Raw genomic sequence first — 11,727 nt, 5'->3', positions numbered from 1 at the left:
CGACAAAATCAGAAAAAATACGCTTTATTATATCACATTTTTCCGTTTTTTTCAAGCAAAATGCTTTGATATTATCTAAAAAGTTACAATTTTTTTCGTATTTTTACGAAAATAAAAAATGTCCGACCAGACTGAATGAAACTTCCATTCAGCCTGACCGGACGCCTTTGTCCACATTTTGTTTTAACGGTTATTCACCGATTCCGGATACAGATCGTGATGAGTTAAACGCTCCCACGCCACCTGTTCCCATTTTGTCCCTGGTTTTCCATAATTGCAATAGGGATCAATGGAAATACCGCCCCGGGGCAAAAATTTTCCCCAGACTTCAATATACGCCGGATCCATAAGCCGGATCAAGTCATTCATGATGATATTGACGCAGTCCTCATGAAAATCACCGTGATTACGGAAGCTGAAGAGATACAGCTTCAAGGATTTGCTCTCCACCATGCGCTCTCTCGGCACATAGGAGATATACAGTGTTGCGAAATCCGGCTGTCCCGTAATGGGACAGAGACTGGTAAATTCCGGACAATTGAACTTGACAAAATAGTCTCGTCCCGGATGCTTATTCGGAAAGGTCTCCAGCACTTCCGGTGCATAATCACTTGCATACTGGGTATTCTGGTTGCCCAGCAGCGTGATATTGCCCTTTTCTTCCTCACTTCGTCCTGCCAAATGATTCACCTCCCAATGCCGGATCTGCCACACCGTTTGCCGCAAAAGCTGCTGCACGATCACGACAGGTACCGCAAGTGCCGCAAGGGGTCTCACCACCCTCATAGCAGCTCCAGGTCAGCCCATAGGGCACACCAAGCTCCAGTCCTTTTTTCACCACCTGTGCCTTTGTCCAGTTGACAAAGGGTGCCTCAATGTGCAATTGGTTTCCGCTGCCCAGATAAATTGCCTGGTTCATGGCATCATTGAATGCACTGCTGCAATCCGGATAGGCATTCCCGGCTGCATCATCGCTGTGTGCACCATAATAGATCACTTCGCAGCCGTGAGACAATGCAATACTTGCCGCCGACGAAAGGAACAGACCATTCCGGAAAGGCACATAGGTAGAAACAGGACTGCCGCCTGTATGCTCCAGCTGCTGCGCATAGCTTTCCTTAGGAATTTCCTCCGTAGAGCCGGACAGCAGAGAGCAATTGGAATCCGCAAAGATCAGTGCCAGATCCAGCTGCTTCCAGAGGACGCCGTAATGCTTTGCAATCTTCTCCGCCGCTTCCATTTCTTTCTTGTGCTTCTGTCCATAATACACCGACAGTGCCAATACCTGATCTGCGCCGTATTTTTCCACCGCCAGACCCAGACAAGTGGTACTATCCACACCGCCGCTGAAAAGAACCAATGCTTTCATGCCCTTGCCTCCTATAGCAATTCCTGCAATGTACGCTCCGTCTGGAACGCACCGCAGAAAGTATTTGTTGTTGTCCGGGAAGAAACATTCCGGATGCCCCGGGCTGTCATGCAGCTGTGAGAACCGGTAATGACCACGCCCACATCCGGCGTATCCGCCGCTTCCATGAGGATTTCCGCAATATCTCTCCCCAAACGCTCCTGCAATTGTAACCGTCTTGCTGCCATATCACAGATACGTGCGATCTTACTCAGCCCAATCACCCGTTCCCGGGGTACATATGCCACATTGACTTTCATATCGTACATCAATGCGAGATGATGCTCACAATAACTGAACACGCTGATATCCTTTACCACCACAGCCGTCTGGGACTGATTCGGGTCAGGCGCTTCAAAAGTCTTACCGAACATCTGCGCAATTTCATGATTGGAGTATGCAATGCCAGCAAAAATCTCCTCATACATCCGTGCCACACGCTGCGGCGTTTCCCGGAGACCTTCCCGATCCGGGTCTTCTCCAATTGCCTCCAAGATCCCACGAATATGCTGTTCAATTGCCTTGGTATCCACTGTATCACTTCCTTTTTCAGACACCGCGTGCCTGCGGATCCCAGATATATTTGTGCAGCTGCAACTGGAGCCGCACGCCATTCAGGGTATGTTCTTTCAAAAAATCCACGATTTCTGCCGGTTCGATAGAGCCGAATACCGGACTGAGAAAGACCGCACACCGTGCCGTTAGGGCATACTGCCGGATTACTTCTCTGGCACGTTCCAGATCATCCTTATCCCCTACCACGAATTTCACTGTATCCTTGTTGTTCAGCAGCGGGAAATTATCCATCAGCATATAGGACTCCATACCACTGCCCGGCAATTTATAGTCCATAGTGAAGCTGGGACGAAAAGAAAGGGACGCAAAAGGTTCCAGCGGAACACTGCCGTTTGTCTCAATCTCCACCCGATAACCCAGCGCACTCAGTGCCGTGATTAGTTCTTCGATTCCCGGCTGCAAAAGGGGTTCACCACCAGTCAGGGTCACCCGATGAATACCGGTACTCTGTACATATTGCACCAGCTGTTCTGCGGTCATGTTCTTCGCCGGCGTATCCTCCTGATTCGCCCACTTGGTATCACAGAAGCTGCAAGAAAGATTGCAGCCGCAGAACCGGATAAAAACTGCCAGTGCTCCGGCGTTGACGCCTTCTCCGTTGATGCTGACAAACGTTTCCGCAACAGTAAACTGATTCATACTCACACCCCATAAATCGCACAATTTTCCGGCGTTTCATAGACAGCCACACGCCGCACCGGCAGACCTTCTGCCTGGAATTTTTCAAAGAAACACCGCGCAAAATGTTCCGCAGTCGGACGAAATGGCACTGCGATCAGACGAAATCCCTCTGCAAGCAGCGCCTCAATGGTCGTGCTCTGCAAGGATCCCTCCTCATAGATCAGCGCATGGTCATAGCTGTCCGCCAGTGTGCGCACAGCTTTTTTCACATCGCCGAAATCCAGAACCATGCCTCGCTGTACGCCCTCTTCCTGCAAGGTCTCTGCGCCCACGGTCATCTCTATACACCAGTGATGTCCATGGAGATTGGAGCACTTTCCCTCATACCCTGCCAGGAAATGCGCACTGTCAAACGAAGCCGATGTTTTCAACTCATACATAGGAATGTCCTCCCATATTTAAGGCAATACCGCACAAAGATTGTGCGTCAGATGCGCCGTCAGATTTTTCGTCAGATGAAGCAAAAAGCGCAGTGAATACTTTGTGTATTCACGAGCATTTTTGTGAAATATGACAGAAAATATGCAAGCATATGACGTGCGAAGCCGTCAGGCGCTCTTTGTGCGGTGTTGCCTTAATACTAATCCCATATCAACCTGTTGAAGAATTTGCCGCTATCATTTCGTCACTCTGCGTTGCCCGCCCTTGCCAGGCGACAGCCTGGCTGCGGTTGGGCGCCATGACCCACAAAATGCTAACTGGCAACTTCTTCAACAGAACGATAAGTGATTAGAATAACTGCTGCACCTGCATCCTGCCATAAAAAATGCAGCCGTCCTTACAACGGCTGCATCCGGTTTCACATATACATCAAACGATGTTTCGGATGCCCTGGTTTTGTTTAACGACAGGATGGCGCAAACGAACTGTCGTATCTCATGAAAAGAATGTTTTCTTTTCATAGTATAACACAGGGACAAACGAATGTCAAGGCTTAATTTACGATTCCTCCGGCGGAACGTAAGTCGGCGCGTTCTTAGGACTGCTTCCCTTTATCACAGCGTGATAATAAGAATAGGTCATGGGAATAGCTTCTGCACGTACCAGTTCGCAATCTTTCACTTCGCCCAGGAAAATGGTATGGGTTCCGGCATCCATGGTCTGTACGACCTGACAGGTCATCCATGCCATTGCGCCGCCCGGCACAGGCATACCCTCCTGCATGGTATAGGACACCTCCGCAAACTTATCCGCATCCCGGCTGGAGCGATAGCCAAAACCGCCGATGAGGGACGGTTCCGTATCTGTAGCAAGAACAGAAAGGGCGAACTTTCCGCTTTCCACGATCTGGTCGTGAGTTGCGTTATCATGGTTGATGCTGACTGCGATCTGTGCCGGCGAAGAGGTGATCTGCATGGCACTGTTTGCTACACAGCCGTACAGTTTCTCTCCATTTGCCGTTGTCACAATGTATACGCCATAGGACAATTTCTGCAATGCTTTACGATTCATAATCAATTCCTCCTAAATTATTCTGCACCGACGCCGATAGAGGTGACAATGTGCACCAAGAACTTCAGCAGTAAAATAGCATCATCGCCGTTTACTTCATTATCCACGTTGCAGTCTGCATTTTTCATGGCTGCATCGTTCAGGGTCACAGCCCCGGAAACCTTTTTGTTCAGCAGAACAGCGTCCGTGATATCAATGCGTCCGTCCAGATTAACATCGCCGTAGAGAACAGAATCTCCGTGATTGCCGGAAGTCTCTGTGGTGGTTTCTGTCGTTGTTACCGTTGTTGTTGTCTGCTCTGTTGATTCTGTGGTCACTGTTCCGCCAGAAACCGTGATCATCAAAGATGCCATGCCTGCATATATCATGGCACTACCTTCACTCTTTGCCAAAATTTCTGCCGTATTACCATCAACGGAGATAATCTCAAGAATATTTGAATCAGAGGAAGACCATTCCGCACTGTGCTCAAAAACTGTATTAAACTGTAATTCCGCTGTTTCACCCACATTCATACTCGAAGGACCACTGATAGAATCTACCGGATCTACAAGGATATCTTGTGTAGTTTCAGTGGTATCCTCTGTCGTGGAAGTGGTGATTTCCTCGGTGGTGGTAGTTGTCTCTTCTTCTGTCGTCACACTGGTTTCTGTTGTAACAGTCCCGCCAGTCACCGTAATATCATGGCTAAGGATGTGTCCAGCACTGCAAGCTGCCGTAATAGTCACAGTTCCTTCCTTGTGTCCGACGATCACAGCAGTCTTTCCGCCGTCACTTGTGATCTCCAGTATTTCCGGATCAGAGGATCTCCATATGAAGCTGTTTGAGAAAGCCGATTCTACGCTGATCTCTACTCCTTCGCCCACTGCAATGGTATCCGGTACTTTGACCCATGCATCTACAGGTTCCACAATAATCTCTCCCTTTGCAGCTGCAACCTCAGACGGATACACTGTGACCTCATCACCGATCTCTGCGACAACCTCACCTGTGCCATATACAGCGTACAATCCAGCAGCAGCACCCACCAGACCGACCTGATAGTCCAGTGCAACTTCATTGGAAGTCGCATCCTTTGCAGAATGATTGTATGTGGTAAAGTCAGAACTTGTGGGACCGCCCACCAGTGCGCCATACAATGTATGACCGTCTGTGGACGCATAATTTCCATCCCAGGAATTCCACTCATGCCAGTCAGAGCTTACTGTCAGATTCGAAGCGGCACGATGGTGGGGAGAAGTTGCGGACAGAGAATTATAGCCCACAACCAAGCAGACATTGGCATTGTTGTCGCCCAGGATATAATTCATCTGCTTCTTACACCATTCGGAATAATCCTTTCCCGATTCTGCACTGTGCTTTGTGCAGACCATAGCGCAGAGCTGCATCAAGGTATTATGTCTTGCGCTGCCCCAACTATTCATCACATAGAACTGGTTCTGATTCGCATTTACCTTGGAATCGATATAGTTGACAGCATTGCTCCAGTTTCCGGTGATCTCCGCATTAATAATCGCAGCACCAAGCCATGCGTTGGCATAACAATAGTCATTCGTCCAATCGTTTTTACTGCTTGTATATTTGCTATTTTCTGTCAGATATGCATCTTCGCCCGTTGCAAGATACATCCAACCGGCAGCCCAGGAAATGTCATCCTGTACATCCTTGTCGGAATAGGTGCTTTCGTCATAGGTCATAGTGCGATACTTCGCAGCAAAATTATAGAGCGCTGTTGCATAGGTCAGATCCTCCTCATTGCCGGAGATCATATAATTCTGCGCCAGTGCAGCGGCATACTGTGCAGCAACGTTGCTGGCACCATTTGTAGTAGAATAGGTTTCGCTAGTGCCGCGATCCCACATGGTTTCCGGTGCACACCATGTAGAATGGTCTGAACCATCATTTCCCATTTCATAAACAAAAGAAGTTACTTCTCCGTTCGAGAGCGTTGTGGACGCCTTAAAGAAATCGCAGAAATAATCCATGATGACCTGATAGTGCTCTGCTGTACCTGTCTTTTCAAACTGATCCTGATACTCATAATAAGTCCATCCCAGTGAAGAAGCAGTAAATCCAGCAGTCAAACCGCACTTGATGGCATCTCCGGCATCATGAAAACCGCCTTCTACCGCATCACCAGTATGGCAGTCATCCCGCCAGGAGAAGGCATTTGTTTCCCCAACCTGGCTGCCGCACATGTTGGCATCAAAAAAGTACAGCGAATACTGAAGCAGCTTTGCATAGTTGTCCAGTCCCAGGTCCTCAGCAGTTGCTGTGAATCCCGTTGTGGCAGACATCGTCCCCGTCACCGCAAGTACACCTGCGGACAAAGCTGCCATTACTCGATTTTTCCATTTCGATCCAATCTTCATTTGTCATATCACTCCTATTTCAGCTTCGCAGCGCTGTGCAATTCACACAAGATACCGCAAAATATTGTGGATAGTTTTATCATACCATGATTTTTCAAATTTGTCAAGATAATCTAATGTTGTTTTTTTCAATTTTCCACATGAAAATGCAAAAAAATGACGCCGCAAACGCAGAATCAACCAAATCGTACAGAGTCTATTCCTCCATCGGTTCCATTCCATGTTCTCCCAACAGGGAGCGCAGTGCTGAAATGCTGCTGCTCTGTACCCTTGCAATGGGGATGTCATTCTTTTTCGCCGCCTTTACAGCACCCTGCACCATCTTGTGGGAAACTGTCCGGGTAAACAGAATCATCAGATCCGGCGATCCGATTTTCTTTTCGATGGGACCCGTCTCCTTTGGAAACACCTTCGCTGTACAGCCGTGGGCAGTGCAAACGTCAGCATACTGCCGGCTCATCCGTTCATTTCCGCCAATGATTACAACGCTCATACCTTCACATCTCAACCTTTCTCAAGGCAATACCGCGCAAAGCCGTCAGGCGCTCTTTGTGCGGTGTTGCCTCAAACAAATTTCTGGAAGCCAAGCTATCCTCTTTCACAGAAACTGCATGCACAGCCGGGGATCTCTGTTATTTTGGTTAGCTTAAGCTAACCAAAGATTATCATAGAATCCGGAATTTGTCAAGTACTTTTTTCAAGTTTTTTGCCCACAAGTTGAAAAATCATGCATTCTGCATAAGAAGTCTACCCATTTTATGACAATATATCCGAATTTCATCAAAAAGGGTTGACAAAGTTCGACAGTGCAATTATAATGAATAGCGTGCCTTCTAACGCAGCAAGCTTCGTCAGATCTGCATAAAGGCAACACCACACAAAAAGCGCCTGCCGGCTTTGCATGTCATATGCTTGCATGTTTTGCGTCATATTTCACAAAAATGCTCGTGAATACACAAAGTATTCACTGCGCTTTTTGTTTCATCTGACGAAAAATCTGACGGCGCATCTGACGCACAATCTTTGTGCAGTATTGCCTAAAATTTACCACATGCGTTCCGACAGATATTTTCCCTGTCCATACGCCGTAAGGAGAAGAATATGACAACCGCAATTACAATTGGAATGATCATCATCTATGTTGCAATCATGATGGGGATCGGCGTCTACACCGCCAAACAGACACGTTCTGTAAACGATTTCGTTCTGGGCGGCCGCAATGTCGGCTCATGGCTCACAGCATTTGCCTACGGCACATCGTATTTTTCCGCCGTGGTGTTCATCGGCTACGCCGGACAGTTCGGCTGGACATACGGCATTTCCGCCGCATGGATCGGCGTGGGCAATGCAATTCTGGGCAGTCTGCTGGCGTGGATCGTCCTGGGACGACGCACACGCATTATGACCCAGTCTCTGGGCGCAAAGACTATGCCGGAATATTTTGAGCGCCGCTGGAACTCCAAGGCACTGAAAATTGCCGCAGCCATCATCGTTTTTATTTTCCTGATCCCGTATACAGCCTCTGTATACAACGGACTTTCCCGTCTATTCAACATGGCATTTCAGATCGAATCCGAAAGTGCCTATAAGATCATTATCGTGGTAATGGCACTGCTAACCGCCATTTACGTTATTCTCGGCGGCTATGCAGCCACTGCAATCAACGACTTTATCCAGGGCATCGTTATGCTCATCGGCATTGCAGCCGTGGTCCTCTGCACTATCCAGAACCAGGGCGGAATGACAGAGGCACTGGCTTCTCTGGGTGAGATCGAAGTCAACGGCAAGACCAACATGCTCAATTCCGTCTTTGGACCAGATCCTCTGAACCTGTTGGGTGTCGTCATTCTGACATCTCTGGGCACCTGGGGACTGCCTCAGATGGTACACAAATTCTACGCCATCAAGAGCGAAAACGCCATCAAAAAAGGCGCTGTGATCTCCACGCTGTTTGCTCTGGTGGTTGCCGGCGGTTCTTATCTCCTGGGCGGATTCGACCGTCTGTTCTGCACTCTGGACAGCAATGAAAGCGGCAAGACCTTTATTTCCACACTTTCCAACGGTAAGCCCGAATTTGATGCCATGATCCCGGCGCTCCTGAACACAGCGCTGCCGGATTTCCTCATCGGACTTGTGGTCGTTCTGGTTTTGTCTGCATCCATGTCCACCCTTTCATCCCTTGTACTGACATCCAGTTCCACCCTCACCATTGACCTGATCCGCCCGAACATGAAAAAATGCTCGGAGAAAAAGGAAATGATCATCATGCGTTTCCTGATCGCCGTATTCCTGATCGTTTCGGTACTGATCGCATTCAACAAAAATGCTTCTATTTCCACCCTCATGTCTTATTCCTGGGGTGCACTTGCCGGCGCGTTCCTGGGACCGTTCATGTATGGTCTGTTCAGCAAAAAGGTCACAAAGCCGGCTGTCTGGACAAGCTTTATCACTGGCGTAGGACTGACACTGGTGCACATGTTCCTGTTCGGCTTCGGCTGGTTCCCGGAACTCTCCAAAGCAGCCGCAAGCTTCCCACTGAATCTGGCATCTCCCATTAACGCCGGTGCAGCTGCCATGATTCTCTCCCTGATCCTGGTGCCCTTGGTCAGCGTCTGCACAAAGGTAAAAGACACTTCCTATGTGGAAGAAGTGTTCCAGTGCTATGAGATGAAGCCGGAAAAGGCAGAGTAATACTACATTTATTATGCTGTCATTAAATTGTAACCTATTTGTTATGACAAAGTTCTTGAAAATTCGACCAGATTCTTTTATGATATAATGTGAGACACCCCGCTTGTCGGGGTGTTATTATTATGGCAACACCACACAAAGACCTCTTGACGGATTTATACGGTATTGCCTTATGATACAACGGGAGAGTCAGCCTATGGTTTTCAGTACGATCGAATTTTTATTTCAGTTCCTGCCCCTTTTTCTGCTGGGGTATTACCTCACGCCAACCAGATACCGCAATATCACCCTGATTATTGGCAGTCTAATTTTTTACGCCATCGGCAGCGGCTGGTATACCCTGCTGCTTTTGCTGTCGCTCTTTGTAAATTACGGACTATCTCGGTTTCTCAGCGGCTCCCACTCCAGAGATCCGCAGCAAGCCAAACGCTTTTTTATCATTGGTCTTGTATATAATTTTGGAATGCTGGTCTTTTTTAAATACACCAACTTCCTCATCGAAAACCTCAATGCGCTGCTCTCTGTTTTCCACGTGGTGATACCAGAAGTCAATCTGATAATGCCTCTGGGCATCAGCTTTTACACCTTCCAGATCACCTCGTATCTCATTGACGTCTATACCGGAAAAATCAAACCCGCACGGAATATTCTGGATCTGGGCACATATATGTGCATGTTCCCCCAGCTGATCTCCGGTCCCATCTGCTGCTACAATGAAATTTCTCCGCAGCTGCGAAACCGCCACGTGGATGTACGGCTTCTGGAAGAAGGTATGGAAACTTTCGTCCTGGGTCTTGGTGCAAAAACACTTCTCGCCAACCCGATGGGCGGACTTTGGAATAATTTAACCGTCATTGGCTTTGACAGTATTTCCACACCATATGCATGGCTGGGTGCATTTGCTTATAGTTTCCAGATCTACTTCGACTTTTCCGGCTATTCCATGATGGCAATCGGAGTTGGAAAAATGCTGGGCTTCGATCTGCCCCAGAACTTCAATCTGCCCTATATGTCCGGCTCTGCTTCGGAATTCTGGCGCAGATGGCATATTACACTGGGGCGCTGGTTCCGCAATTACATTTACATTCCCCTTGGCGGCAACCGGCAAGGCAAGTGGAAAACCATACGCAATATGCTGGCGGTCTGGGCATTTACGGGATTGTGGCACGGCGCAAGCTGGAACTACGTCCTCTGGGGATTGATTTTCTTCGTACTTCTGACCCTGGAAAAGAATGTCTACGGCAAGTTCCTGGAACGCACCTATGTCCTGAAACACCTCTACATTATCTTTCTGATTCCCCTCACCTGGATGGTCTTTGCCATTCCGGACATGCACCAGCTGGGCATCTATTTCACCCGGCTCTTCCCCTTCCTTTCCTCCGGGGAGATTCAGTCCAATACACGTGATGTCATGCTGGCGCTGAGCAGTTATTGGAAGATCCTGATTCCCTGTGTTTTGTTCTGCACACCGATTCCCCTGCACTATTATAAAAAATACCACAAAAGCGGCTTCTGCATCCTGGTTCTCCTTCTCATCTTTATTTTTGCCATCCGTGCCATGATGACGCAGACCAACAATCCGTTTTTGTATTTCCAGTTTTAACAAGAAGAAAGGAGCATTTTGATGAAGTATAAAATTGCATTGGCATCTTTTCTTGCAAATTTTCTGAAATTTCTCAAACAGTATCCTTTGATTCTTGCATTTGTCGTATCCATTGCCGTGGCAAATGTCTGGAAACTGGTACAAAGCACTAACAAGATTGAAAATCCCGCAGCAACCCCAGCAGTTACTACAACACTGCCACAGGAAACCGATGATGTCATTTCCCTGGCAACGTCGGCTGTCACCACAGAACCCACACCTGTTTTTCAGACAGTGGACACCTCTTATTTTGACGATGCCCTGTTCATCGGTGACTCCCGTTCAGAGGGACTGGCACTGTACGGCAATCTGAGCAATGCAGACTATTTCACAAGTGTGGGCATGTCCATTTTCAAAGTCACGGAAAAATCTGCGGGCAACCCGAACCTGGGTGAAAGCTGTACCCTGTCTCAAAAGCTGGCGCAAAAGCAGTATGGAAAAGTATATATCATGCTGGGTTTGAACGAACTGGGCACCGGCACCACCGAAAGCTGGGCACAAGCTTATGCCGATGTCATCTCACAGATCCGCCAGGCACAGCCAGATGCCATTATTTATCTGCAAAGTATTCTGGTGGTCTCTGCTTCTCAGGACAATCCTGGCGGTGCCATCAACAACAATGCAGTCAACACCCGAAACGCAGCATTGGAAGCCCTCGCCGATCCCCAGAACAACATCTACTACCTCAATGTCAACGAAGCCGTCATGGACGCCAACGGCTGTCTGGATGCTTCCTTGACATCAGACGGCATTCACTTGCTAGGCAATTCCCTCTCCCTCTGGGAGGATTATCTGAAACAGCACGCCATTGTCCCCGGCGGTACAACTGGAATGCTTCTCACGCCCACTTCACCCACAACCTATACAACAGCAGTCACCACTGCACTGCTTCCGGAATAAGCACA

11 protein-coding genes are annotated in these 11,727 nt (G+C 48.3%); 3 read left to right on the top strand and 8 right to left on the bottom strand.

Features of this window, described 5'->3' with window-relative positions; genetic code table 11:
• Nucleotides 1-183: 183 nt before the first annotated feature.
• The 8 genes from queF to Q0418_RS02140 form a co-directional block, all read right to left on the bottom strand.
• The gene (gene queF / locus Q0418_RS02175) at nucleotides 184-681 is read right to left on the bottom strand and encodes a preQ(1) synthase (protein WP_298481905.1); all 498 of its coding nucleotides are present in this window, start codon (nucleotides 679-681) and stop codon (nucleotides 184-186) included.
• Nucleotides 665-1,369 carry a 7-cyano-7-deazaguanine synthase QueC gene (gene queC / locus Q0418_RS02170; RefSeq protein ID WP_298481904.1) on the bottom strand — a complete coding sequence of 235 codons (705 nt, stop codon included), beginning with the start codon at nucleotides 1,367-1,369 and terminating at the stop codon, nucleotides 665-667. Before queC ends, queF begins: the two co-directional genes overlap by 17 nt.
• Before the next feature lie 11 nt (nucleotides 1,370-1,380).
• Nucleotides 1,381-1,941, bottom strand: coding sequence for a GTP cyclohydrolase I FolE (gene folE, locus Q0418_RS02165; protein WP_298481903.1), 561 nt, complete (start codon nucleotides 1,939-1,941; stop codon nucleotides 1,381-1,383).
• A 16-nt stretch (nucleotides 1,942-1,957) separates the two neighbouring features.
• Nucleotides 1,958-2,623 carry a putative 7-carboxy-7-deazaguanine synthase QueE gene (gene queE, locus Q0418_RS02160; RefSeq protein ID WP_298481902.1) on the bottom strand — a complete coding sequence of 222 codons (666 nt, stop codon included), beginning with the start codon at nucleotides 2,621-2,623 and terminating at the stop codon, nucleotides 1,958-1,960.
• A gap of 2 nt (nucleotides 2,624-2,625) precedes the next feature.
• A complete protein-coding gene (gene queD / locus Q0418_RS02155; protein WP_298481901.1) occupies nucleotides 2,626-3,045 on the bottom strand; it encodes a 6-carboxytetrahydropterin synthase QueD in 420 nt (139 codons plus the stop codon).
• A gap of 559 nt (nucleotides 3,046-3,604) precedes the next feature.
• A complete protein-coding gene (locus Q0418_RS02150) occupies nucleotides 3,605-4,117 on the bottom strand; it encodes a flavin reductase family protein (RefSeq protein ID WP_298481900.1) in 513 nt (170 codons plus the stop codon).
• A 17-nt stretch (nucleotides 4,118-4,134) separates the two neighbouring features.
• Complete coding sequence (locus Q0418_RS02145) at nucleotides 4,135-6,489, bottom strand: glycoside hydrolase family 9 protein (RefSeq protein ID WP_298481899.1); 2,355 nt, start codon at nucleotides 6,487-6,489, stop codon at nucleotides 4,135-4,137.
• A 196-nt stretch (nucleotides 6,490-6,685) separates the two neighbouring features.
• Entirely contained in the window at nucleotides 6,686-6,982 is a 297-nt protein-coding gene (locus tag Q0418_RS02140) for a DUF2325 domain-containing protein (protein ID WP_298481898.1), read from the bottom strand.
• 608 nt (nucleotides 6,983-7,590) lie between these two features.
• On the opposite strand from Q0418_RS02140, the gene Q0418_RS02135 reads away from it, so the two are divergent.
• From Q0418_RS02135 to Q0418_RS02125, 3 genes are all read left to right on the top strand, one after another.
• A complete protein-coding gene (locus Q0418_RS02135; RefSeq protein ID WP_298481897.1) occupies nucleotides 7,591-9,180 on the top strand; it encodes a sodium:solute symporter in 1,590 nt (529 codons plus the stop codon).
• Between the two features lie 196 nt (nucleotides 9,181-9,376).
• Nucleotides 9,377-10,783: an MBOAT family protein gene (locus tag Q0418_RS02130; protein WP_298481896.1), complete on the top strand. Its 1,407-nt coding sequence runs from the start codon at nucleotides 9,377-9,379 to the stop codon at nucleotides 10,781-10,783.
• Nucleotides 10,784-10,804: 21 nt separating this feature from the next.
• Nucleotides 10,805-11,722, top strand: coding sequence for a GDSL-type esterase/lipase family protein (locus Q0418_RS02125; RefSeq protein ID WP_298481895.1), 918 nt, complete (start codon nucleotides 10,805-10,807; stop codon nucleotides 11,720-11,722).
• Nucleotides 11,723-11,727: the final 5 nt, after the last annotated feature.

Source organism: uncultured Ruminococcus sp. (assembly GCF_937915125.1).
In the GTDB taxonomy this organism is placed as follows: Bacteria; Bacillota; Clostridia; order Oscillospirales; family Ruminococcaceae; genus Ruminococcus_C.
This window is presented reverse-complemented; position numbering and strand designations above follow the sequence as displayed.

What these genes read in the sequence shown, in the direction of transcription:
- queC (WP_298481904.1), bottom strand. Translation starts at nt 1,369, where the DNA reads ATGAAAGCATTGGTTCTTTTCAGCGGCGGTGTGGATAGTACCACTTGT.
- queE (WP_298481902.1), bottom strand. Translation starts at nt 2,623, where the DNA reads ATGAATCAGTTTACTGTTGCGGAAACGTTTGTCAGCATCAACGGAGAA.
- queD (WP_298481901.1), bottom strand. Translation starts at nt 3,045, where the DNA reads ATGTATGAGTTGAAAACATCGGCTTCGTTTGACAGTGCGCATTTCCTG.
- Q0418_RS02150 (WP_298481900.1), bottom strand. Translation starts at nt 4,117, where the DNA reads ATGAATCGTAAAGCATTGCAGAAATTGTCCTATGGCGTATACATTGTG.
- Q0418_RS02145 (WP_298481899.1), bottom strand. Translation starts at nt 6,489, where the DNA reads ATGAAGATTGGATCGAAATGGAAAAATCGAGTAATGGCAGCTTTGTCC.
- Q0418_RS02140 (WP_298481898.1), bottom strand. Translation starts at nt 6,982, where the DNA reads ATGAGCGTTGTAATCATTGGCGGAAATGAACGGATGAGCCGGCAGTAT.
- Q0418_RS02135 (WP_298481897.1), top strand. Translation starts at nt 7,591, where the DNA reads ATGACAACCGCAATTACAATTGGAATGATCATCATCTATGTTGCAATC.
- Q0418_RS02130 (WP_298481896.1), top strand. Translation starts at nt 9,377, where the DNA reads ATGGTTTTCAGTACGATCGAATTTTTATTTCAGTTCCTGCCCCTTTTT.
- Q0418_RS02125 (WP_298481895.1), top strand. Translation starts at nt 10,805, where the DNA reads ATGAAGTATAAAATTGCATTGGCATCTTTTCTTGCAAATTTTCTGAAA.